The following is a 22,854-nucleotide window of genomic DNA, read 5'->3' on the forward strand; positions in this document are numbered from 1 at the left end:
GCTCGCCCCCGGGCGACGAAAGGCACATTCCGCCGAAGCTCACCCGGCCCGGCCGCCGAACACCGCGAAACGCCACTCCTTGAAGTAGCAGTCGACGTCGACCAGGCCCGCCTCGGTGAGCCACCGGCACTGGTCGGCCACGGTCGCCGGACGGTCGTGGCTCATCCGTTCCCGGGCGGCGGCGATCTCCTCGGGCGACGACCCCAGCTCGGTGATCCGGGCCGTCCACACCTCGTCGTAACGCCGGTCCAGCTCCGGGGTCGGGCCGGCCACCTGTTCGGCGTTGACGAACACCCCGCCGGGCACCAGGACACCGGCGGCCCGCCGGTAGAGCGCGCGCTTGCCGGCGTCGTCCAGGTGATGGATCGCCAGGGCGCTGACCACCGCGTCGTACCGGCCGGCCGGCAGCGGGTCGGCCAGGTCGGCGTGGACCGTTCGGTGCGACACGGACCGCGCGTCCAACTGGTCGGTGGCGCGGGCGAGCATCGCCGGCGCGGCGTCCACCAGGGTCAGCCGGACTCCGGGCACCGCGGCGGCGAGTAGCAGGGAGAGCAGCCCGGTGCCCGCGCCCAGATCCAGCACTTCGGGGGTACGACCGGCGGCGAGCGCGGCGCGCAGCGGCGGCGCGGCCACCTGGACGGCGGTGCCGTAGAAGGCGTCGAAGCAGGGCACCAGCCGCCTGCGCGCCTCGTCGTAGGTGCCGGCCACCGCGTCGAAGACGTCCGTCACGCTCATCGCAGTCTCCCATGATTTGAGACAAGTTTCCCACATTATAAGCGCTGCGGCCCAGCGAACAGTTGATCCACTCGTGTTCCATGAAGTCGGCTTATCCGGGCGTGAAGGATGGCCCGGTTTCAAAGAACGCGAGTCGATCACGGACCCGGGCACGCGAATGACCCCGACTCCCTGGGGTCGAGGGTGCGACCACCAGGGGAGAGCACCGTGCCGGACGAGCCGCCGGATCGGAGACCCAGACCCAGGCCCACACCGGGGCCCAGACCGAGGAAGCCATGCCCGGGTGACCTCTTACACCTGACCCGTGGGGCGAGCGTGCAGTTCACGCGCCCGATCTTCGTCCGCGTGATCCGCGTTCTCGACTGGCCGACGTACGACGGGTGGCTGTGGCTCGACGGTTACGAACTGTCCGCGAAGGGTGCCGCGGTCGCGCGCCGGTCCCTGTTCGTGATGTCCGCGGGCCTGATCTGGCCGGACACGCTCGTCCGGGCGACCCGTCCGTCACGCACCGGCACTCCCGCCAGGCGAGGTCCGGTGACGCCCGATTCCCGGGTTGGCTGACCCTGACCCGCCGACCACACCGCGCCGACCTGCGCTGAGCGTCCCCGCGAGACGCTGACCGTCCCCCGCCAGCTGAGGTGCGCTGCCGCTGTGGAGCTGATGCCGCAAACGAGTCAACCGCTGATGTCATAAGCGATTCAGCTCCACAGGCTCGACTCACACCCTCCAACGCGCCCGCTGCCCGTGTGCGGTGTGAGCCCCACTTGACAGGACCGAAACAGAAGGGACCCGGACCGGAAACCGCCCGACGGCACGCTTTCCCGACATGACAGACGGTGCACGGTCGGCAACTCCACCGGGGCTGACGCCCCGGGAAGTGGCGACGCACTGCCCGTACTGCGCACTGCAGTGCGGAATGACGCTGCGCGAGGGCGACACCGGGGTGACGGTCCACCCGCGGCAGTTCCCCACCAATCGGGGCGGGCTCTGCCAGAAGGGCTGGACGGCCGCCGAACTGCTCGACCACCCGGACCGACTGACCACCCCGCTGGTGCGCGACCCGGGCACCGACACACTGCGCCCGGCAAGCTGGGACACCGCGCTCGACCGGGTGGTCGCCGGCATCCGCGCCGTCCAGGCCGACGCCGGCCGGGACGCTGTCGCCGTCTTCGGCGGTGGCGGCCTGACCAACGAGAAGGCGTACGCGTTGGGGAAGTTCGCCCGGATCGGGCTGCGTACCCGGCACATCGACTACAACGGACGGTTCTGCATGTCCTCGGCGGCAGCCGCCGGGATGCGGGCCTTCGGCATCGACCGCGGGCTGCCGTTCCCGCTCGCCGACCTGGGCCGGGCCGACACGCTGCTGCTGGTCGGGGCGAACCCGGCGGAGACCATGCCGCCGCTGGTGCGGTGGCTCACCGAGCAGCGCGGCAACGGCGGGAAGCTGATCGTCGTCGACCCCCGGGTCACCGCCACCGCCCGCCAGGCCGACCTGCACCTGCAACCACTGCCCGGCACCGACCTCGCGGTGGCCAACGCGCTGCTGCACATCGCGCTCACCGAGGGGTGGGTCGACCGGGCGTACGTGGCCGAGCGCACCACCGGATTCGACGCGGTCCGCCGCGGCGTCGCCGCCTGGTGGCCGGCCCGCGCGGAACAGCTGTCCGGGGTGCCGGTGGCCGACCTGGAGGCGACCGCCCGTGCGCTGGGCACCGGCGGTCGGGTGATCATCCTGACCGCGCGCGGCGCCGAGCAGCACGCCAAGGGCGTGGACACCGTCACCGCGTACGTCAATCTCGCCCTCGCCCTCGGTCTGCCCGGCCGCGACGGTTCGGGGTACGGCTGCCTCACCGGCCAGGGCAACGGTCAGGGCGGCCGGGAGCACGGGCAGAAGGCCGACCAGCTCCCCGGCTACCGCAAGATCGACGACCCGGCGGCCCGGGATCACGTGGCCGCGGTCTGGGGCGTGCCGGCCGATGAGCTGCCCGGCCCTGGGGTGCCGGCCTACCAACTGCTCGACGCGCTGGGCACTCCGGGCGGGCCGAGCGCGTTGCTGGTGTTCGGGTCCAACCCGGTGGTCTCGGCACCCCGGGCGGCCCGGATCGAGGGCCGCCTGCGCGACCTGGACCTTCTGGTCGTCGCCGACATGCTGCTCTCCGAGACGGCCGCGTTGGCGGACGTGGTGCTGCCCACCGCGCAGTGGGCCGAGGAGGACGGCACCATGACCAACCTGGAGGGTCGGGTGCTGCGGCGGCGCGCACTACGGCCACCCCCGCCGGGCGTCCGGACCGACCTCGCCATCATCGCCGACCTGGCGGCACGGCTGGCGGTGGCCGAGGAACCCACCGCGCAACCGGCCGCCCCACCAGCGAACGCCGAACCGGTCGGCGCGGTACCGGCCAACGGGCGACCGGCGGCCGTCGCGGCGGCCCGGTTCCCGGCCGCACCGGCCACCGTCTTCGCCGAGCTGCGCCGCGCGTCCGCTGGCGGGGCCGCCGACTACGCCGGCATCAGCTGGGACCGGATCGACGAGAACGACGGCGTCTACTGGCCCTGCCCGACCGCGGACGGGCCCGACACGCCACGACTCTTCGTCGACCGGTTCGCCACCCCGGACGGCCGGGCCCGCTTCCACCCCGTCGACCATCGGCCGGCCGCCGAGCAGGTCTGCGCCACGTATCCGCTGCACTTCACCACCGGCCGGGTGCTCGCGCAGTACCAGTCGGGAACCCAGACCCGACGGGTGGCCGCGCTGCGCCGCGCCGCCCCGGAGGCGTTCGTCGAACTGCACCCCGACCTGGCCGCCCGGTTGGGCATCGACGACGGCGACCCGGTGCGGGTCACCTCGCGCCGAGGTGAGTTCCGCGCCCCGGCCCGACTCAGCGCCGGGATCCGACCCGACACCGTGTTCGCCCCGTTCCACTACGCGGGGGCGGAACGCGCCAACTCGGTGACCAACGACGCGGTTGACCCGATCTCCGGGATGCCCGAGTTCAAGATCTGCGCCGTCCGGGTGGAGAAGGCATGACCGCCCGGGTGGTCATCGTCGGCAACGGCATGGCGGGCGCGCGCCTCGCCGGTGAGTTGCACGCCCGGGAGGGAGACCGGAAGGTCACGGTGCTCGGGGCCGAGCCGCACCGCGCGTACAACCGGATCCTGCTCTCCACCCTGCTGGCCGGCCGGATCAGCGAGCCGGACGTGGAGCTGACCGAAGCCGCCGGGCACGGCGTCGACCTGCGCAGCGGTGTACCGGTGACCGCCATCGACCGGTCCGCCCGGCAGGTCCGCACCGACGACGGCGAACGGATCGGATACGACCACCTGGTGCTGGCCACCGGCGCCCGCGCGGTGGTGCCGTCGCTGCCCGGCCTCGACCCGGAGAACCTGCCGGAGCGGGTGGTCCCCTTCCGGACCCTGGACGACTGCCGGCGGATCCTCGCCGCGGCGGACGGCGCCCGCAGCGCGCTGGTGCTCGGCGGCGGGCTCCTCGGCTTGGAGGCCGCCCGGGGGCTGGCCACCCGGGGCCTGGCCACCACCGTGGTGCACCCGAGAGAACACCTGATGGAACGGCAACTGGACCCGGCGGCCGGTGCGGTCCTCGCCGGCACACTCGCCGGTTTCGGCGTCACCGTCCAATTGGGAGTGTCGGCCACCGGCGTGGCCGCGGACGCCAACGGTGTCCGCCTCGACCTGGCCGACGGCCGGTCGATCCGCGCCGACCTGCTGGTGCTCTCCTGCGGCGTACGACCGGACACCGCCCTCGCGCAGGCCGCCGGCCTGACCGTGCGGCGCGGCGTGGTGGTGGACGACCGACTCCGCACCTGCGACCGGTCCATCTCCGCGATTGGCGACTGCGCCGAGCACGACGGCGTGCTCACCGGGCTGGTGGCGCCCGCCTGGGCGCAGGCCCAGGTGCTCGCGGACGTGCTGACCGGCACCGACCCGCTGGCCCGCTACCGGCCCCGGCCGGTGGTGACCCGGCTGAAGGCCGCCGGGATCGACCTGGCCTCGATGGGTGACGCGGCCGGTGGCGAGCCGGGCGAGGAGCTGACCTTCGCCGACCCGGCCCGGGGCACGTACGCCCGGCTGCGGATCCGGGACGAGCGGTTGATCGGCGCGATCCTGCTCGGCGACAACCCGGCGGTCGGGACGGTGATCCAACTCTTCGACCGTGGCCACCCGGTGCCGACCGACCGGCGGGCGCTGCTGCTGGGCCGGGCGCTCGGTGCGGTCGGCGCGACCCCGGCCGCCTCACCGGCGCTGATGCCGGACGCGGCCACGGTGTGCCAGTGCAACACGGTGAGCAAGGGCGCACTGGTCACAAGCTGGCGCTCCGGCGCCCGGACTGTCGATGCGGTGGTGGCCGCGACCCGGGCCGGCACCGGCTGCGGCGGATGCCGGGACGCGGTGAGCGGCATCGTCGACTGGCTGAGCCAGGCGGAATCGGTGGAGGTGACGCGATGAGCGGCGGCGATCTGATCGTCATCGGCAACGGAATGGTCGGGCAGCGGTTCGTGGACGCGCTGCGCGCCCGCGACCCCCAGGGCAACTGGCGGGTGACGGTGCTGGCCGAGGAGGGGCGCCCGGCGTACGACCGGGTGCGGCTCTCGGCGTACTTCGACGGGGTGACCGAGAGCGAACTCAACCTGCACACACCCGACGACGGGGTGCGGCTGCGCCTCGGCGAACCGGCCACCGCCGTCGACCGGGACCGCCAGGTGGTGACCACCGCCGTCGGCGAATACCGCTACGACGCGCTGGTGCTGGCCACCGGGTCGTACCCGTTCGTGCCGCCGGTGGCCGGCACCGAGCTGCCCGGGGTATTCGTCTACCGGACCCTGGACGACCTGGCGGCGATCCGGGCGTACGCGCGGGGCCGGCGGGTCGGCGCGGTGATCGGGGGCGGCCTGCTCGGTCTGGAGGCCGCGAACGCCCTGCGGCTGCTCGGCCTGAGCACCGACGTGGTCGAGTTCGCTCCCCGGTTGATGCCGGTGCAGGTGGACCAGGCCGGCGGCGCGATGCTCCGCCGGTACGTCGACGACCTGGGCGTACGGACCCATCTCGGGGTGGCGACCACAGCGATCCGTCCCGGCCCGGACGGCGGCGTCGCGACCCTGGAACTCTCCGACGGCAGCAGCATCGACGCCGACCTGGTGGTGGTGGCCGCCGGCATCCGGCCCCGGGACCAGTTGGCCCGCGACGCCGGTCTGCCGTTGGGCCCGCGCGGCGGGGTGCTCGTCGACGCGACCTGCCGCACCGTCGACGAGCGGATCTGGGCGGTCGGCGAGTGCGCGGCGGTCGACGGCACCTGCCACGGTCTGGTCGCGCCGGGCTACGCGACGGCCGAGGTGGTGGCCGACCGGCTGGTCGGTGGCGCGGCGACCTTCCCGGGTGCGGACACCGCCACCAAACTCAAGCTGCTCGGCGTGGACGTGGCCTCGTTCGGTGACGCCCACGGCGCCACCGAGGGCTGCCTGGACGTCACGTTCACCGACCCGGCCACCCGGGTCTACGCGAAGCTGGTCCTCTCCGACGACGCGCACACCCTGCTCGGCGGGGTGCTGGTCGGCGACGCCAGCGCGTACCCGACGCTGCGCGCCAGTGTGGGTGGCCCGCTGCCGGCCGCGCCGCTGGCGCTGCTCGCCCCCGACGGCGGCGGCGCGGACGCCGGGGCGCTGCCGGCCACCGCGCAGGTCTGCTCCTGCAACGCGGTGACCCGGGGCGACGTGGACGCCGCCATCGCCGGCGGCTGTTCGGACGTACCGTCGTTGAAGGCGTGCACCCGGGCGGGCACGAGCTGCGGGTCCTGCGTGCCGATGCTGAAGCAGCTCCTGGACGCGGCGGGGGTGGCGCAGTCCAGCGCGCTCTGCGAGCACTTCGACGTCAGCCGGCGGGAGCTGTTCGAGATCGTCCGGGTGCGTGGCATCCGCACCTTCTCCCGACTGGTCGCCGAGCACGGTCGGGGCCGTGGCTGCGACATCTGCAAGCCGGTGGTGGCCTCGATCCTCGCCTCGCTGGGCAACGGGCACGTGCTCGACGGTGAGCAGGCGTCGTTGCAGGACACCAACGACCACTTCCTGGCCAACCTGCAACGCGACGGCAGCTACTCGGTGGTGCCCCGGATACCGGGCGGCGAGATCACCCCGGAGAAGCTGATCGTGATCGGCGAGGTCGCCCGGGATTTCCAGCTCTACACGAAGATCACCGGTGGGCAGCGGATCGACCTGTTCGGGGCGCGGGTGGAGCAGTTGCCGCAGATCTGGCGGCGGCTGGTGGACGCCGGCTTCGAATCCGGGCACGCGTACGGCAAGGCGCTGCGCACCGTGAAGTCCTGCGTGGGTGAGACGTGGTGCCGGTACGGGGTGCAGGACTCGGTGGGGTTGGCCGTCGCGCTCGAGCTGCGCTATCGCGGGCTGCGCGCCCCACACAAGCTCAAGTCGGCGGTCTCCGGCTGCGCCCGCGAGTGCGCCGAGGCCCGCAGCAAGGACTTCGGCATCATCGCCACCGAGACCGGTTGGAACCTCTACGTCGGCGGCAACGGTGGCTTCCGGCCCCGGCACGCCGACCTGTTCGCCACCGATTTGTCAACAGAAACCCTGATTCGACTAATCGATAGATTTTTAATGTATTACATCCGCACCGCCGACCGGCTGCAACGCACCGCCGGCTGGATCGAGGCGATGGACGGCGGCCTCGACCACCTGCGCGCGGTTATCGTGGACGACTCGCTCGGGCTCTGCGCCGACCTGGACGCGGCGATGGCCCGGCACGTGTCGTCGTACTCCGACGAGTGGCGTGACGTCCTGGACGACCCGGACCGGCTGCGCCGCTACACGTCCTTCGTCAACGCCCCCGACGTGCCGGACCCGTCGATCACCTTCACCCGGGAACGCGGCCAACCCGTTCCCGTACGCGCTGACGGTCCGCCCGGCGGTCACCGTCCGCAACCCGTCACCCTTGGCCTACCGGAGGTACGGCGATGACCCAGACCCTCACGCTCACCTGGACCACCGTCTGCCCCGTCGACCGGTTGGAACCGGACCGGGGCGTCGCCGCCCTGGTCGACGGGGTGCAGATCGCCCTCTTCCGGACCGCCGACGGGCTGTTCGCGATCGACAACCGCGATCCGGTCTCCGGGGCGTACGTGCTGTCCCGGGGCATCGTGGGCAGCCGCGGCGGGGTGCCGACGGTCGCCTCACCGCTGCACAAGCAGGTGTACGACCTGCGCAGCGGGCACTGCCTCGACCTGCCCGGGGTGGCGGTGGCCCGACACGACGTGCGCTGCCGAAACGGGCTGGTCGAGGTGCGGCTGCGACAGGAGGCTTGATGCGGGAAGAACTGGCGGGCTTCACCATCGGGGTGACCGCCGACCGGCGGCGCGACGAACTGGCCGCGCTGCTCGAACGACGGGGCGCCCGGGTGGTGCTCGCCCCGGCGTTGCGGATCGTGCCGCTGTCCGACGACACCGAGCTGCGCGAGGCGACCCGCGCCTGCCTCGACCAGCCGCCGGACATCCTGATGGCCAACACCGGCATCGGCATGCGCGGCTGGCTGGAGGCGGCCGAGGGTTGGGGGCTGGCCGAGCCGCTGCGTTCCGTACTGGCCAGCTCGTACGTGGTGGCGCGCGGCCCGAAGGCACGCGGCGCGATCCGGGCGGCAGGCCTGCACGACCAGTGGTCGCCGGCCTCGGAGAGCTGCGACGAGGTGGTCGACCACCTGCGTCGGCGCGGCGTCGCCGGGCAGGTGATCGCCATGCAGCTGCACGGCGAGCGGCAACCCGAGTGCACGCTCGCGCTGGAGGCGGCAGGCGCCACCGTCATCGAGGTGCCGGTCTACCGCTGGGCACCGCCGACCGACCCGGCGCCGCTGCACCGGTTGATCGACCTGATCGCCGGCCGGCTGGTGGACGCGGTGACGTTCACCTCGGCGCCGGCGGCCGAGGCGTTGCTGCGGGCCGCCGGGGACCGCACCGACGCGGTGCTGTCCGCGTTGCGCAGTGATGTGCTGGCCAGTTGCGTCGGCGCGGTGACCGCCGAGCCGCTGCTGCGACGCGGGGTGCCGGTGAGCGCGCCGGGTCGGGCCCGGTTGGGCGCGCTGGTGCGGACCATCGTCGACGAGCTGCCCCGCCGGACCGTGACGTTCAAGGCCGCCGGGCACCTGCTCACGTTGCGCGGCCACGCCGCGGTGATCGACGGCGAGCTGCGGCCACTCGCGCCCGCGCCGATGGCGGTGTTGCGGGCGCTGGCCCAGTCACCGGGCCGGGTGCTGTCCCGCACTGCGTTGCTGCGGACCCTGCCCCGGGGTGCTGACGAGCACGCCGTGGAGATGGCCGTCGCCCGCCTGCGGGCCGGTCTGCGCGCGCCCCGCGTGGTGCAGACCGTGGTCAAGCGCGGCTACCGGCTGCGGGTGGACTGACCGCGTCACGGCCGGCCGTCACGCGCCGGCCGTGACGCGATGGTTCAGCCGACCGGCGTCGGGAAGCCCCGCCCGTGCTCCGACTGGAGCCGGAGCATGGCGTGCTCGACCACCGTCACCAGCACCTGCTTGACCGAGTCCCGCTGCCGGGCGTCGGTCATCACCAGCGGCACCTGCGGCGAGATGGCCAGCGCCTCGCGGACCTCCTCCGCCTCGTACTGGGGGGCGCCGTCGAACTTGTTCAGCGCCACCACGTACGGCAGGTTGCGGTTCTCGAAGTAGTCCAGCGGGGCGAAGGCGTCGGTGATCCGGCGGGTGTCCACCAGCACGGCGGCACCCACCGCACCCCGGATGATCTCGTCCCACATGAACCAGAACCGCGTCTGACCCGGTGTACCGAAGAGGTACAGGATCAGGTCCTGGGCCATGGTGATCCGGCCGAAGTCCATGGCGACCGTGGTGGTCTCCTTGCCCGGCACCTTGGACGGGTCGTCGATGCCGACACCCGCCGCGGTCATCAACGCCTCGGTGGTCAGCGGTGTGATCTCGGAGATCGCCCCGACCAGTGTCGTCTTACCGACGCCGAAGCCGCCCGCGACGACGATCTTCGCGGATACGATTCCCCGGCCCGGCCGCCCCCCTGCGGGGTCATAGCCTGCGAAGTCCACTTAGCACCCTTCCAAGCAGTTCCATCCGCTCCTCGAACCCCTCGGCGGGAGCAGCAGTGTGTAACGTCAGCAGGCTCTCGGCCACCATGTCGGCGACCAACACCCGGGCGACGCCCAGCGGCATCCGGGTGTACGCGGCGATCTCCGCCAGCGACTGTGCCCGGCCCTCGCAGACCGTGGCGATGCGGTGCTTGTCGTGCCCGGCGAAGCGGGACTCCGCGACCTGGGTGGGCGAGGCGGTGAGGACGGCCTCAAGGGCGATGTCCTGCCGGGGCTCGGTACGACCACGGGTGACCGCGTACGGACGCACCAGCGCGCCGCGCGGGTCAGCGCGTCGTTGGTCCATTCCCGGTCACCTCCTCGTCCCCTGCGGAGCCGGCCTGCGCCGCCTCTCGTCCCTGGTCCGACGCTCGAAGTGAGCGCCGCCCCCCGGTATTAAGAGCGCACCGCGTCGCGCGGAAGCGGCACCAGCGCGGCGCCCACCCGTTCGACCAGCAACGCCATCTCGTAGCCCACCTGACCCACGTCGCAGCTGCGCGCGGCCAGCACGGCCATCGACGAGCCGTCGCTGATCGACATCAGGAAGAGGTACCCGCTGTCCATCTCGATGACTGTCTGCAACACCCCGCCCGCGCTGAACATCCGGGCCGCGCCCTCGGTCAGGCTCACCACCCCGGAGGTGATCGCAGCGAGCTGGTCCGCCCGGTCCGCCGGCAGGTCCCGGGAGGACGCGAGCAACAGCCCGTCTGCGGACACCGCCACCACGTGGGCGATACCCGCCACGCTGTCGGCGAAGTTGGTGAGCAGCCAACCCATGTCCTGCATGGCAGCTGGCCTGTTCATCGGCTCTCCTTGGTCGAGGTGCTGTTCAGGTCCGTTCCGGCCGTGCGACCGCGCTGCACACCGCGGTGGTAGGCCGACAGCAGACCACGTACTTCATCCGGGGTCCGCCGGCTGCGGTCCCGGCCGCTCTTGGGTTCGATGCCACCCGGCACGAGCTGTGCCTGCGGCACCCGCTTGGGCAACCCGGAACGGGTGGTCCCGGCGGGGGCCGGCTCGGCAGCCCGGCTTGCCCGCGACCAGCCCTCGTCGGCCGCCGTACGCCAGGCCTCCGGGTCGGGAGCGGGCGCGGCCGGAGCCGTCCGGCCGGCCGGTGCCGGGTTCGGGTTCGGGGCGTACGACGGGGGCGCCGACGACCGGGCGGCGAACCCGTCCATCGTCGCGCCGCCGTTGCTCCCGGTGCCCGGCGTGGTCGTGCCTTCGGAGCTGCCCGGGGTACGGGTCGGCAGCTTCGGCCGGGCCGGCGGCGCGGCCGGTACGGACGCCGCGCTGTTGCCGCTGCGCAGGCCGGAGTCGGCAGCGGCGGCGGGTGCGGGCGGCTCGTCGAAGTTGGGTCGGGTGAAGATCGCTGTGGCGTCGTCGCCGTGCGACCGGAACCAGACCGCTTCCATCTCCCGGAAGATCGGCGCTTCGGCGGGAAAGTCGGGCCGACTGCTGACTGGTGCGGCCGGCACCGACGGCACGGCGGGCACCGGCGGTGCGGCCGGTGGTGCCACCGCGCCCGGCCCGGCGACCGGCCCGACCGGGAGGCCCTGGCCGCCGCGCCCGTCCGCGCCATCTGCGGTGGCGCCCCGACGAGGCAGCGGGTCGACCGTCGGGTAGGCCACTGTCGGGCTGCCCATCGAGGTGCCCGCGCCGTTGCCGTACGCCGGACGTGCCGGCGGGAGCGGGGCGGCGGGTGCCGGAGCGGCCGGTGCGGGCTCGGCGGGTGCCGGTGGCATGGTCGAGCGCGGGCCGGTGTAGCCACCCGCCTGCACGGCCGGCGTGGTGTCCCGCGAGTCGAGCGGTGACTGCCACTGGGCGGGTGCCGGCGTGCTGGTCCGCCACTGGTCGGGCAGCGTCGCCGCCGACGTGGCGGCACCGGCGAACTGCTCGGCGTGACCGACCGGGGTGAGCGGCGTCTGCTCCACGGCCATCGGCTGACGGGGCCGGGTGAGCACCTGCTCACGGCCCCGGTTGCTGGGCAGCACCACGGTGGTGGCGGGCAGCGTCACCTGGGCGACGGTGCCGCCCTCGACGTTGCGGCGCAGCTCCACCCGGATGCCGTAGCGGGAGGCGAGCCGACTTACCACGGCCAGACCCATCAGCCGGAACGCGGCGACGTCGACGCTCGGCGGGGCGGCCAGCCGCCGGTTGAGCGAGTCGAGCTGCTCGTCGGTGAGGCCGAGCCCACGGTCCTCGATCTGGATCAGGACGTAGTCGCGGATCCGACGACCGTCGGCGACCACAGTGGTGTTCGGCGGTGAGAACCGGGTGGCGTTGTCGAGGAGTTCGGCGACGAGACGCACCACGTCGTTGACCGCGTGCGCGGCCACCGAGATGTCGGTGTCCACAGTCCCGAACTCGATGCGGTTGTACAGCTCCACCTCGGACTGGGCGGCGCGCAGCACGTCCACCACCAACGCGTCGTCACGACGCGGTACGGCGGAGTCGGCGCCGGCCAGGACCAGCAGGTTCTCGTCGTTGCGGCGCATTCGAGTGGCCAGGTGGTCCAGTTCGAAGAGCTGCGCGAGCCGCTTCGGGTCCTCCTCGCCGCGCTCGATCGCGTCCAGCTCGCCGATCATCCGGTCGACCAGGGTCTGACTGCGGCGGGCCAGGTTGAGGAACATCGCCGAGACGCTGGTGCGCAGTGCCGCCTGCTCGGCGGCGACCCGCACCGCCTCCCGGTGTACGACGTTGAAGGCCAGCGCCACCTGACCGACCTCGTCGCGACTGTTGAGCTGGATGGGGTCGCGGACCTGGCGGACGATCTCGTCCACCCCGCCGTCACCCACGCTGCCCATGTTCTGCAGCCGCTGCACCGCGTCGGGCAGGTCGTGGTTGGCCACCGAGAGGGCGCCCTCGCGCAGCCGGCGCAGCGAGTGGTTGAGCGAGCGGGCCAGCACCACGGCCAGCGACACGGCGATGATCAGGGTCAGCAGCACCAGGACCGACTCGACCACTGCCTGCCGGATGACGTCCGAGCGCGCCTGGTCGGCCTGCTGGAGCAGTCGGTCCTGCAGTTGGATCTCGGCCCAGCGCATCAGGTCGTTCACGGCGCCGATGGCCGCAGTGGCGTCCTGCGCGCTGACCAGCGGGCGCTGCCCGACCGAACGGGCGATGTCGGTGGCCACCCGGTCGGACAGACCGACCGCATCGCCGGAGACGGTGCTGTTGACCAGGCCACGCTGCACCGGGTCGGCGGCCAGCGAGAAGGCGACCAGGGCCTCCTGCTGACCGGTCAACGTTGCCACGAAGGACGAGAACTGCTCCGAGTCGATCTGGCCGGCCGTGAGCGCGGTGAAGGCGACCGCCTCTTCCTCGGCGACGGAAGCCTTGGCGCGGGCGAACGCGGCGACGGCGCGGCGGCTGTCCGCCAGGCTCTCGTCGCCGGGCAACTGGGCCAGGCCGTCACCGTACGAGACCAGGTCGGTGAGGATGACCCCGTAGCGGAGCACCGCCTCGGCGACCGCCATCTGCCGGCGGTCCAGCACCTCCTGGCGGGTGCCGTCCAGAGTGGCCAGGTGGTCGTCGATGGCGGCCAACCGGTCCCGCAGGGCGGCCGGCACGTCGCCGATCCGGCCTCGCTCGGCGCGGTACTCGTCCACCTGCTGCTGCGTCTGGCGGACCCGCAGGTTGTACGCGTCGGCCGGCTGCTGCGGGGTGGCCAGGTAGGCGGCTGCGGCCATCCGTTCGGCGTGGAGATCCTGGGTGAGGGCGCTGACGTCGATGGAGAGGGCGGTCAGTGACCGGGCCCGGGTGGCGTCGAACGCGCCCTCGCCGACGGAGATCAGACGGACCGTGGCCAGCGCGATCACCGCCGCCACCGGGACGACCAGAATCAGCGCCAGCTTGGACCGGATCCGGGCGTCGCGCAGTCTCGGCATCCGTCGGCGTTCACGCCGGCTGCTGTCGCCGAGCGCGGGCAGGGTCGTCGGTCCGGTGCTCACGACATCGCCTCCGTCGTTTCTTCCCCGCCTGAGCCGCCGAGCCATGCCGTAAGCGGAGGGGACCACGCGCGGCACGGCCGCGATTTCATCAGAGATGATCGTGTTTGGGAAGCCGCAGTGAGGTAGGAAACGGTCGGACGGAGCGCATCCCGTGATCCGGTCAACTGATACCTTCATTTCCGCAAGCCCCTGAACAGGGCATGTAACTCCAGAGTGGTCACGCGTGTATGCAAAGTGAGCTTTTGCAAACATTGCGTTACCCCAGCATGTGGGATGGCCGTCCCGAAAATGCCACCGGGGTCCGCGCTTGACCACAGCGCCGGCCATTGGCAAGGTTTTGCAGGCTTCGCGCACACCGTACGGCAGAGAAGATCCCGTCCTCCACTGAGGACGGATTAGCGGCGGTGACCGGGCAGCGCCCGCGCCCGCACCTGGAGGACTGAGTTGAGCCCCATCCGCTCCGCGACCATCGCGGCGCTCGCATCGGCCGTAGTGGCCACCACGCTCACCGGCTGCCAGTTCGGCGAGGCAGAGCAGGACACGAGTCCGATCGTGATCGCCGCTGATCTCGAACTGTCCGGCGCCGCAGCCACTGTTGGCCGGACATACCAGCGGGCCCTCGAACTCAAGGTCGAGCAGTTGAACTCCTCCGGAGCACTGAACGGCCGGGAGATCAAGCTGACGGTCAAGGACAACCGTTCCGACTCCGCCGAGTCACTTCGCAACATCGTCGACTTCAGCAACGATTCGCGGGTCAGCGCCATCATCATGGGCGGCTGCAACGAATGTGCGGTCGGTGCGGTCGGCACCATCAACGAGAAGCGGATTCCCACCATTGCGCTAGCCGCTTCCGGCGCGATCGCCGCACCGGTCGCCGAACGGCGTTACGTGTTCAAGCTGGGCCCCAACGCCCCGGACAGCGCCGCCGCGCTGACCACCGAACTGCGTCGCAACAACATCCGCAAGGTGGGGATGCTGGTCAGCGACGACGACTACGGTCTTGAGGGCGCGACCGCCCTCAAGAGCGAACTGGACAAGGCAAACATCTCGCTCAAGCAGCAGAAGATCAAGACCACCGACACCGACGTCAGCCGACAGGTGCAGCAGCTCGCCTCGGGCAAGCCCGACGCGATGGTCTTCTGGACCCCGCCGGAGCAGGCGACCCTGGCCGCCGCCAGCGCCCAGCAGACCACCTTCCGTGGGTCGATCTACTTCGACGCGGGAGCGGCCGGGGACCTCTTCCTCGGCGCGGCCGCCAAGGCGACCGAGAAGGCCACGCTGATCTTCACGCAGACGATGGTGATCGACGACGTGATCGCGACCACGCCGGCCAAGGCCGCGCGGCGGCAGTGGTTCCAGGACTACACGGCACGCTTCGGCGGCTACAACGGGTCCTCGTCGTTCGCCGCGGACGCCGTCCAGCTCATCGCCGACGCCGAACTGCGCGCCGGCGGCGAGGTCGGGAAGGTCGACCGCAACGGCATTCGCGACGTGCTGGAAACGTCCCAGATGGACGGTCTGTCCGGCCCGATCCGCATGACTCCGGACAACCACAGCGGCCTGATGCCGCAGGCGCTCACCACGCTTGTCGCCCGCAATGGTCGCTGGAGGTTGGCGGGGTAACGCTTCTGGGCCTCGTGTAGCTCGCTGGTCCGGCAGGTTTTCGTCGGGTGCCGGGTGGGGTGTGGCCGACCGTGCCCGGCTCCGGGCGGTCAAGCTTGATCCCTCCGCCGGGCACGGTCGGCCACACTCCTGGTGCCAGCAGCGTCGACGAAACGGGCCGGCCTCCTCAATGGGGGCCGGCCCGTTCGCGTTTTCTGGGATTGATCTCTTCTGTTGCGGGTCTGTCTTAGCGGCTGCTGGTGGTTTCTCGGACCCAGGGCAGGGCGAATCGCTCGATCAGCAGGAGCGCCGAGTAGAGCAGGATGCTCACCAGCGCCACCAGCATGATCGCCGCCCAGGCGGTGGCGGCGTCGCCGATGCCGGCGTACTGCGTGATGACGTAGCCGAGGCCGCTCTCACCGGCCTGGAACTCACCGATCACCGCGCCGATAGCGGCCAGCGGCATACCCACCTTGAGCCCGACGAAGATCTGCGGCAGCGCGGCCGGGAAGCGCACCTTGCGGAACGCCTGCCAGCGGGAGGCGTTCCAGGAGCGCACCAGTTCGGCCAGGTCGGCCGGCGTGGTGGTCAGCCCGGTCGCGGTGGAGAGCACGATCGGGAAGAAGCAGAGCAGGAACACCATGGTCAGGATCGGCTTCTGGCCCCAGCCCAACGCCACCACCAGCAGCGGGCCCAACGTGATCTTGGGCACCGCGTTCACCGCGACCAACAGCGGGGTGAACATCCGCTCCACAGTGCGGGAGCTGGCCAGGGCGAGCCCGATCAGCACACCGGCGGCCACCGAGAGGGCGAAGCCGGTCAGGATCTCCAGCGTGGTGTCCCAGGTGTGCTCCAACAACTGGACGGGCTTCTCGACGAACGCGTTGAGCACGTCGCCGGGCGGCGGCAGGGCGACCGGGTGAACCAGTTCCAGCCGGGCGACCAGCCACCACGCCGCCAGCGCGGTCAGGATGCCGACCGCGGGCAGCACCGCATCGGCCCCGGCGCGCAGGCCGGCGCCTCGACCCGCGCGCCCCGCCTCGGGGCCGGCGTTGGGAGGCGGGGTTTCCGCCACCGCCGGGTCCGCTGACCGGACGTCGGTCATCTCTGTCCTCCTCGAAATCCCACGGCCCGCCGGGGGCCGACGAGCGTCGGGGGTACGCCCCACCGGGATCGGCGGAACGTACCCCCTGGTGACGGCCGGACGATCAGGCCTTCGGCGCGAGGCTGAAGTCGATGATCTGCTCGGGGGTGATGTTCTGCTTCAGCGCGCCGGCGCCCTGCAGGATGGCGATGCTCTTGGCGACCCGGCCGCTGTCCAGGGTGCCGATCGCGGTGCCGGTGTTGCCGGACCGGACGTACGCGGCCATCAGGTCCAGCTCGGCGGCGGCGGAGACCGGGTTGGTGGCGTCGACGTTCTTCTTCAGGATGTCGGCGGCCTCCTTGGAGTTCGAGAGGCTGTACTCGAGGCCCTTGAGCAGCGCCGCGGTGAACCGCTTCACCATCTCGGGCTTCTCCTTGGCGATCTTCGAGGAGGTAATCAGCACGTTGCCGTAGAGGTCCTGCATCACGTTGCTGTACGGCAGCATGACGGCCTTCTTCTTGGCCGCCGCCTCGATGGTCGGCTGACCGACGACGAACTGACCGATGCCGTCCACCGAGCCGGAGGCCAGCGTGCCGATCAGGTTCTGCGCCTCACCGTTGACCCAGGTGACCTTGGTCGCGTCCACACCGGCGAGCCGGGCGTACGTCGGGAAGAGGTTACGGACCACGGACCCGGGGGTGTCGGCGAGCTTCTTGCCCTCCAGGTCCTTCGGGGAGCTGATGTTCTTGCCCTCGACGGTGGCGATGCCCGCCATGGTGCGCTGCTGGATCGCGGCCACCGCGGTGAAGTCCTTCGCCTGGCCGTTGCCGAGCTGGAGCAGACCGCCGGTGAGGTCGATCGGGCCGAAGTCGGCCTGGCCGCCGACGACGGTCTGGATCACGCCGCCGGTGCCCTGGCCGGCCTTGATCTCGACGTCGAAGCCGGCTTCCTTGAAGAAGCCCTTGTCCTTCGCCACCCAGGCGTAGGAGTCACGGCCGAAGTTGCCGAACGAGGTGAGGTAGGTCACCTTCTCCAGCGCCTTGCTGTCGCCGCCCTTGGCGTCGTCGGCCGAATCCGACCCGCTGCTGCAGGCGGAGACAAGGGCGAGGGCGGTGGCCAGCGCGGCCGTAGCGACCGTACGGGTCAGCCTTCTCATCAGTGCACCATGTCCTTTCCGACCGGGGCCGGCAGGCCACCGGAGGGGGTTGTTATGACGGGCCGGCGAGAGGGGTGGAAGCCGGGCTCCGCCGTCGTGAGGGGACTCTTCGCGGGCACAGCGTACGAGAAACCCACAGTTGTGACGCCAGGCGTATCGGGTTGCGGAACGGAAACAACATGACGACCACCCCAGTCGGTGCCATACCTCGACACGGCGGTTAGCCTTTGTCGGATTCCTGACCCTCGACTCAGCGGAGGTACGGCGGAGATGATCCGACTGTCCGGGGTGTCCCGCACCTTCGAGGGCCGGTCCGGCCGGGTGGAGGCGCTGCGCGGCATCGACCTCGACGTCGCCGAAGGCGAGTTCGTCGCCGTGCTCGGCCGCTCCGGCTGCGGCAAGTCCACCCTGCTGCGGCTGATCGCCGGCCTGCTCCCGCTGAGCGCCGGTGAGATCACCGTCGCCGGTACGCCGATCACCCGCCCGCGCCAGGACATCGCCATGCTGTTCCAGAAGCCGGCGCTGCTGCCCTGGCGCACCGTGCTGGACAACGTCCTGCTGCCGGTGGAGATCTTCGGCTGGAGCCGCGCCAAGCACCGGGAACGGGCCCGGCAACTGCTCGACGTGGCCGGGTTGGCCGGCTTCGAGAAGCGGCTGCCGCACGAACTCTCCGGCGGCATGCAGCAGCGGGTGTCACTGTGCCGGTCGCTGATCGGCGAGCCCCGGGTGATGCTGATGGACGAGCCGTTCTCCGCGCTGGACGCGCTCACCCGTGAGGAACTCTCCGGCGAACTCCAGCGGGTGCACATGGAGAACAAGCCGACGATCGTCTTCGTCACCCACTCGATCGACGAGGCGGTGCTGCTCGCCGACCGGGTGGTCGTGCTGAGCCCTCGTCCCGGCCGGATCCGCAAGGTCGTCGAGGTGGCCATCCCCCGGCCCCGCACCCTGGGCCGCAACGCCCACCTGGCCGACGTCGCCCAGGTCAGCGCCGACCTGCACGAACTGCTGATGGAACGCGAGCAGCCGGCCTCCGTCGGCGCGGAAGGACACTGACCATGCGGGTGTCGGTCTTCACCGAGCCGAACCGTGGCGCCAGCTACGACACCCAGCTCCGGTTCGCCCGGCTGGTTGAGGCCTGCGGCTACGAGGGTTTCCTCCGCGCCGATCACTACCAGTCGATGGGCGCGGACCCGGGCCTGCCCGGCCCGACGGACGCCTGGCTGACCCTCGCCGCCCTGGCCCGGGAAACCGAGCGGATCCGGCTCGGCACCCTGGTGACGTCGGCCACGTTCCGCCTGCCCGGCCCGCTCGCGGTGATGGTCGCGCAGGTCGACCAGATGAGCGGCGGCCGGGTCGACCTGGGCATCGGCGCCGGCTGGTACGAGCGCGAGCACACCTCGTACGGCATCCCGTTCCCGGCTGTGGGCGAGCGCTTCGACCGGCTCGCCGAGCAGCTGGAGGTGATCACCGGGTTGTGGGGCACCCCGCCCGGCCAGACGTACACCTTCACCGGCGACCACTACCGGCTGGTGGACGCTCCCGCGCTGCCCAAGCCGGTGCAGGTGCCCGGCCCGCCGATCATCGTGGGCGGGCGCGGCCCCAAGCGCACACCCGAACTGGCCGCCCGGTACGCCGACGAGTTCAACATGCCGTTCAAATCCGTGGCCGTCACCGCCGAGGCGTACGACCGGGTGCGCGAGGCGTGTGAGCGCACCGGACGGGCGGAGTCCGGGCGCGACCCGTTGGTGCTCTCCGCCGGCATCGTCGTCGCCATCGGCCGGACCGACGCGGAGGCCCAGCGTCGGGCCGCGCCGCTGCACGAGAAGAGCGCGCTGCCTCCGGAGGACCCGGTGGTCGGCTCCCCCGCGCAACTCGCGCAACGGATCAATGAGTTCGCCGCCATCGGCACCACGCGGGTCCACCTGCGCCTGATCGACTTCGATGATCTCGACCACCTTGAGCTGATCGCCGCCGAGGTGCTGCCCCAACTGGACGGAGCACGATGACCGACGTGATCGACGGAACCGAACTCGGACCGGTGGGTCAGGAGATCGTGTACGAGAACGACCGGGTCCGGGTCTGGCACATCCGCCTCGAGCCGGGCGAGCGGCAACCGCTGCACCGGCACGACCACCCCTACCTGGTGGTGGCGATCGAGGGCGCCAAGAACGTCGTACAGACCGTCGACGGCACCCGGATCGACGCCGATGAGCCCACCGGCGGGGTGGTCTACCGGGACCCGGGCGCGGTGCACATGCTGACCAATGTCGGGGATACGACTTACCTGGCCCGGCTGGTCGAACTCAAGTAGACCCGCCGATGGCCACCGGCGTGCCGCGCGGCGCGCCGTTGGCTATCGGGTGTACCAGGTGCGTAACGTGCCGGACATGGCCTTTCGGACCTGGGGCAAACTGCTGCTCACGGCGCTCGGGGTGAGCGTGCTGGCCGGAGCCGGCCAGCTCGGCGTCGCGTACGGTTTCGGCATCGTCCGCCTGACCGGCGCATTCACCGGTACGACAGTCAACCAGTGGCCGGCCCAGCTCGTCTGGGTGGGGTGGTTCGCGGCGAACGCCGCTGTGGCCGGTGCCGTCCTGACCGGACGCCTCGCCCGCCGCGACGTTCCGGCGGCCAGCACCGGCCGGCAGTTGGCGGTCGGCGGCGCGGCGGCGCTCGGCGCAACCGTCATCGCCCCGCTCTGCATGCAGCCCGCCCGCGCCGCAGAGCTGATCTCCGTCGACCCGGTCTGGGCGGTGGGTATCTGCGCCATGGTCGGCGCGGTGATCGGGGCGGGCGCGGCGATCGCGGTCCTGTTCCGGCCCGAGCTGGGCTGGAACATGACGGCAGTGGCCGGCGCGGTCTGGCTGCTGGCGCTCATCTCCGTCCTACCGTCGCTCGGCACTGTCGGCCCGCTGCCGACCGTCCGGCTCGGCGTGCTGGAGCCGAGTTGGCTCGGCGACGCTGCCGCCCAGCGGTTGGCGCTGCTCCTGCTGCCCACCGTGGCGCTGTTGGCCGGCGCGGCGACCGCCGGACTGGCTCGCTGGCGCGGCCAGGCCCCACTGGTCAGCGGGGCCACCGGAGTGGCCGGTCCGGTGCTGGTGGCGTTCGCCTACCTGACCGCCGGTCCGGGTGACGCGGTGGACCGCTACCAGGCCACCCCCTACTACGGCTCGTTGATCGCGATTCTCGCCGGAGCACTCGGCGCGGCCGCCGCCGCGCTGCTGCGCTGGCCGGCGGGCACCCGTACCGCCGGTCCGCAGGCGATCAAGCCCACCGCCATCCTGCGCCCACTGCCCGCCGGCCCGGCGCTGCCCGACGCCGCGTCGGCGAACGATCGGGACGCCGCCGAGCGCGCCGACCCGGAGTCGGCCAACGCCGAACTGTCCACCGGGGCACAGCCGGGCGTCGTCGCCGGCCCGTCGCCGGCGGGCGGCCCCGAGGGCATACGCACCGTCCCGGCCCACTGGGACTGGCCGGGGACCACAGCGAGCGGCCAGCACGGCCCGACTCCCGCCGCTCCTCCGTCCGCTGCCTGGCTGACCGCGCCGACCGGTGAACTCGCCGCCGCGACGCAGACGCCCTCGGCGCGCCACGATGACGTCCCGGCCGCGACCGGGCCCTCGGCCAGCACCGACGCCAGTGCCGCCACGCCGACCAGCAGCGCCGCATCCGGCACGGACACGACCAGCACGGACACGACCAGCACGGACACGCCTGAGCCGTCGCAGACGATCAAGCCGCGGCGAACCCGCAAGCCGAAGACCGACCCGGATGCCATCGCCGTGGCTGACGGCACATCCCCTACCGACACGACGGCCACTCCCGGAACGGCCACCTCCGAGACGGCCACCTCCGAGACGAGCAGCGACGGGACGGCCACCGGCCGCGCCACGAGGGGGACCGGGCCGGGCCGGTCCGCCGACAGCGTCGGTTCCGACGCGGCCACCGCCACTCCGGTGCCCGGCCAGGGGAGCCCGGCTGAGCGGTCGAGCGCGACGTCCGAGGACAGCTCGGCTGCTGACGCCGGCACGGCAGCACCCCGCAGCACCGCTACCGGCGGGCGGCGAGCACCGGTCACCGGTTCGAAGCGAACGCCGGCCACCTCGACGACCGCCGGAGCTGACACGACGCCGCTGCCGGCCGACCCCGAGTCACCAGCCACGGCAACCGAGACCGCCGGGACACCGGCCACCGCCGCCGGGACCACACACGCACCGACCGCAGCTGACGCGACGCGAGCACCGGCAACGACCGGCGACTCTGCTGCGGAGGCCACCGCCTCCCCACGCGTTCGGAAGACCGGCACGGGCAGCTCGACAGCACCGGCCGGCCCGACCAGCGACTCGGTGATCGCCGGGGACACCGACAGCGCCGGGACTGCCACCGAGGTTCCCGCCGTCGGATTGTTCGGGGCCACCGCCGCCGATGACCCGGACACGGACCGCTGGACGCCCGAGCCGTCGGCCTGGCCGGTCACCTCGACGTGGACGGTGCCACCGCAGGCCGCCGAGCCCGGGACGACGGAGTCCGACGGGTCCAGGGGGTCCGACGAGCCGACCGAGCCGACGCCCAGGCCCCGGCATCGGGCACCGTTGCCGGATCTGAGCCGGGCCGGCACCTGGAACGCGTTCGACACCTCCCGGCGCGCCAGGTCGACGGGACCGCAGGACAGCTCGTCGGCGCGGACGACCTCGACCGGAACCGGCGAGCCGACAGTCGCGGCCGAGCACCCGAAGCCGACGGAGTTGCCGGGGGCGGTGGGCGCGCCCACCGGTGCCACCGACAGCGGCACCGGCGATTTGGCTGGTTCCGACGCCACGTCGGCAGCCCCGACGCCAGGCCAGGTGGCGGAGCAACCCTCCCGGCGGGGACGACTCGGTGGGCTGTTCCGCCGGAACCGGTCCCGTGCCGACGAGGAGGGCCCGAAGGCGTCGGACGCGGCCGAGCCGCTGGCCACCCAGGACGAGGAATTCGTCGACTGGGTCGCCGGGCTGAGCAAGCCGGTGTCGGACAACGAGCCCGAGCGGGAGAACGGCCGCCGGTCGTTGCGCTCCAGCGGCCGACACCACCGCGACTGACTGATCGACTCGGGTTCATTGACTCCGGGCTGACACAGTCACCCGGACGACCCGACATTTATGAACCCGAGTCGATCAACCCACGGCACCCCGCGCACCGGACCACTGACGGCCCGGCCCGGTGGGC

The 22,854-nt window shown here is 72.2% G+C and carries 18 protein-coding genes; 11 read left to right on the plus strand and 7 right to left on the minus strand.

What is annotated here, in order from left to right; genetic code table 11:
- Window positions 1-39: 39 nt before the first annotated feature.
- Entirely contained in the window at window positions 40-735 is a 696-nt protein-coding gene (locus QSK15_RS25840; protein ID WP_285796750.1) for a class I SAM-dependent methyltransferase, read from the minus strand.
- A 315-nt stretch (window positions 736-1,050) separates the two neighbouring features.
- On the opposite strand from QSK15_RS25840, the gene QSK15_RS25845 reads away from it, so the two are divergent.
- The 6 genes from QSK15_RS25845 to QSK15_RS25870 all read left to right on the plus strand — a co-directional run bounded on the left by QSK15_RS25845 (window position 1,051) and on the right by QSK15_RS25870 (window position 9,150).
- On the plus strand, window positions 1,051-1,296 hold the full coding sequence (locus QSK15_RS25845) for a hypothetical protein (RefSeq protein ID WP_352232219.1): 246 nt from the start codon (window positions 1,051-1,053) through the stop codon (window positions 1,294-1,296).
- Window positions 1,297-1,561: 265 nt separating this feature from the next.
- Window positions 1,562-3,763: a molybdopterin oxidoreductase family protein gene (locus QSK15_RS25850; RefSeq protein ID WP_285796751.1), complete on the plus strand. Its 2,202-nt coding sequence runs from the start codon at window positions 1,562-1,564 to the stop codon at window positions 3,761-3,763.
- Entirely contained in the window at window positions 3,760-5,199 is a 1,440-nt protein-coding gene (locus tag QSK15_RS25855) for an FAD-dependent oxidoreductase (RefSeq protein WP_285796752.1), read from the plus strand. Before QSK15_RS25850 ends, QSK15_RS25855 begins: the two co-directional genes overlap by 4 nt.
- Window positions 5,196-7,718, plus strand: coding sequence for a nitrite reductase large subunit NirB (gene nirB, locus QSK15_RS25860; RefSeq protein ID WP_285796753.1), 2,523 nt, complete (start codon window positions 5,196-5,198; stop codon window positions 7,716-7,718). The genes QSK15_RS25855 and nirB overlap by 4 nt, the downstream gene beginning before the upstream one ends.
- On the plus strand, window positions 7,715-8,062 hold the full coding sequence (gene nirD, locus QSK15_RS25865; protein WP_285796754.1) for a nitrite reductase small subunit NirD: 348 nt from the start codon (window positions 7,715-7,717) through the stop codon (window positions 8,060-8,062). Before nirB ends, nirD begins: the two co-directional genes overlap by 4 nt.
- Window positions 8,062-9,150 carry a uroporphyrinogen-III synthase gene (locus QSK15_RS25870; protein ID WP_285796755.1) on the plus strand — a complete coding sequence of 363 codons (1,089 nt, stop codon included), beginning with the start codon at window positions 8,062-8,064 and terminating at the stop codon, window positions 9,148-9,150. Before nirD ends, QSK15_RS25870 begins: the two co-directional genes overlap by 1 nt.
- A gap of 44 nt (window positions 9,151-9,194) precedes the next feature.
- On the opposite strand, the gene QSK15_RS25875 is transcribed toward QSK15_RS25870, so the two are convergent.
- The 4 genes from QSK15_RS25875 to QSK15_RS25890 form a co-directional block, all read right to left on the minus strand.
- A complete protein-coding gene (locus tag QSK15_RS25875) occupies window positions 9,195-9,818 on the minus strand; it encodes a GTP-binding protein (protein ID WP_030329978.1) in 624 nt (207 codons plus the stop codon).
- Window positions 9,799-10,164, minus strand: a complete 366-nt coding sequence (locus QSK15_RS25880; protein WP_007465174.1) for a DUF742 domain-containing protein — start codon at window positions 10,162-10,164, stop codon at window positions 9,799-9,801. The genes QSK15_RS25875 and QSK15_RS25880 overlap by 20 nt, the downstream gene beginning before the upstream one ends.
- 89 nt (window positions 10,165-10,253) lie before the next feature.
- Window positions 10,254-10,661, minus strand: coding sequence for a roadblock/LC7 domain-containing protein (locus tag QSK15_RS25885; RefSeq protein WP_030329975.1), 408 nt, complete (start codon window positions 10,659-10,661; stop codon window positions 10,254-10,256).
- A complete protein-coding gene (locus QSK15_RS25890; RefSeq protein ID WP_285796756.1) occupies window positions 10,658-13,807 on the minus strand; it encodes a sensor histidine kinase in 3,150 nt (1,049 codons plus the stop codon). Before QSK15_RS25890 ends, QSK15_RS25885 begins: the two co-directional genes overlap by 4 nt.
- 444 nt (window positions 13,808-14,251) lie before the next feature.
- Here QSK15_RS25890 and QSK15_RS25895 point away from each other — a divergent pair, with 444 nt between their 5' ends.
- A complete protein-coding gene (locus QSK15_RS25895; protein WP_285796757.1) occupies window positions 14,252-15,430 on the plus strand; it encodes an ABC transporter substrate-binding protein in 1,179 nt (392 codons plus the stop codon).
- Between the two features lie 226 nt (window positions 15,431-15,656).
- On the opposite strand, the gene QSK15_RS25900 is transcribed toward QSK15_RS25895, so the two are convergent.
- Window positions 15,657-16,514 (minus strand): ABC transporter permease, encoded by an 858-nt coding sequence (locus tag QSK15_RS25900; RefSeq protein WP_285796758.1) that lies wholly within the window; start codon window positions 16,512-16,514, stop codon window positions 15,657-15,659.
- 103 nt (window positions 16,515-16,617) lie between these two features.
- Entirely contained in the window at window positions 16,618-17,649 is a 1,032-nt protein-coding gene (locus QSK15_RS25905) for an ABC transporter substrate-binding protein (RefSeq protein ID WP_285796759.1), read from the minus strand.
- A gap of 270 nt (window positions 17,650-17,919) precedes the next feature.
- On the opposite strand from QSK15_RS25905, the gene QSK15_RS25910 reads away from it, so the two are divergent.
- From QSK15_RS25910 to QSK15_RS25925, 4 genes are all read left to right on the plus strand, one after another.
- Complete coding sequence (locus QSK15_RS25910) at window positions 17,920-18,705, plus strand: ABC transporter ATP-binding protein (RefSeq protein WP_030329963.1); 786 nt, start codon at window positions 17,920-17,922, stop codon at window positions 18,703-18,705.
- A gap of 2 nt (window positions 18,706-18,707) precedes the next feature.
- Window positions 18,708-19,658, plus strand: coding sequence for an LLM class F420-dependent oxidoreductase (locus QSK15_RS25915; RefSeq protein WP_030329961.1), 951 nt, complete (start codon window positions 18,708-18,710; stop codon window positions 19,656-19,658).
- Complete coding sequence (locus QSK15_RS25920) at window positions 19,655-19,963, plus strand: cupin domain-containing protein (RefSeq protein WP_030329959.1); 309 nt, start codon at window positions 19,655-19,657, stop codon at window positions 19,961-19,963. Before QSK15_RS25915 ends, QSK15_RS25920 begins: the two co-directional genes overlap by 4 nt.
- A 76-nt stretch (window positions 19,964-20,039) precedes the next feature.
- Window positions 20,040-22,727 (plus strand): hypothetical protein, encoded by a 2,688-nt coding sequence (locus QSK15_RS25925; RefSeq protein WP_285796760.1) that lies wholly within the window; start codon window positions 20,040-20,042, stop codon window positions 22,725-22,727.
- Window positions 22,728-22,854: the final 127 nt, after the last annotated feature.

The organism is Micromonospora sp. NBRC 107095, assembly GCF_030269705.1.
Classification (GTDB): Bacteria; Actinomycetota; Actinomycetes; order Mycobacteriales; family Micromonosporaceae; genus Micromonospora; species Micromonospora parva.

Excerpts from the sequence above, each read along its gene's own strand:
- QSK15_RS25840 (WP_285796750.1), bottom strand. The coding sequence starts at position 735 with ATGAGCGTGACGGACGTCTTCGACGCGGTGGCCGGCACCTACGACGAG.
- QSK15_RS25850 (WP_285796751.1), top strand. The coding sequence starts at position 1,562 with ATGACAGACGGTGCACGGTCGGCAACTCCACCGGGGCTGACGCCCCGG.
- QSK15_RS25855 (WP_285796752.1), top strand. The coding sequence starts at position 3,760 with ATGACCGCCCGGGTGGTCATCGTCGGCAACGGCATGGCGGGCGCGCGC.
- nirB (WP_285796753.1), top strand. The coding sequence starts at position 5,196 with ATGAGCGGCGGCGATCTGATCGTCATCGGCAACGGAATGGTCGGGCAG.
- nirD (WP_285796754.1), top strand. The coding sequence starts at position 7,715 with ATGACCCAGACCCTCACGCTCACCTGGACCACCGTCTGCCCCGTCGAC.
- QSK15_RS25870 (WP_285796755.1), top strand. The coding sequence starts at position 8,062 with ATGCGGGAAGAACTGGCGGGCTTCACCATCGGGGTGACCGCCGACCGG.
- QSK15_RS25880 (WP_007465174.1), bottom strand. The coding sequence starts at position 10,164 with ATGGACCAACGACGCGCTGACCCGCGCGGCGCGCTGGTGCGTCCGTAC.
- QSK15_RS25885 (WP_030329975.1), bottom strand. The coding sequence starts at position 10,661 with ATGAACAGGCCAGCTGCCATGCAGGACATGGGTTGGCTGCTCACCAAC.
- QSK15_RS25900 (WP_285796758.1), bottom strand. The coding sequence starts at position 16,514 with ATGACCGACGTCCGGTCAGCGGACCCGGCGGTGGCGGAAACCCCGCCT.
- QSK15_RS25905 (WP_285796759.1), bottom strand. The coding sequence starts at position 17,649 with ATGAGAAGGCTGACCCGTACGGTCGCTACGGCCGCGCTGGCCACCGCC.
- QSK15_RS25910 (WP_030329963.1), top strand. The coding sequence starts at position 17,920 with ATGATCCGACTGTCCGGGGTGTCCCGCACCTTCGAGGGCCGGTCCGGC.
- QSK15_RS25915 (WP_030329961.1), top strand. The coding sequence starts at position 18,708 with ATGCGGGTGTCGGTCTTCACCGAGCCGAACCGTGGCGCCAGCTACGAC.
- QSK15_RS25920 (WP_030329959.1), top strand. The coding sequence starts at position 19,655 with ATGACCGACGTGATCGACGGAACCGAACTCGGACCGGTGGGTCAGGAG.
- QSK15_RS25925 (WP_285796760.1), top strand. The coding sequence starts at position 20,040 with ATGGCCTTTCGGACCTGGGGCAAACTGCTGCTCACGGCGCTCGGGGTG.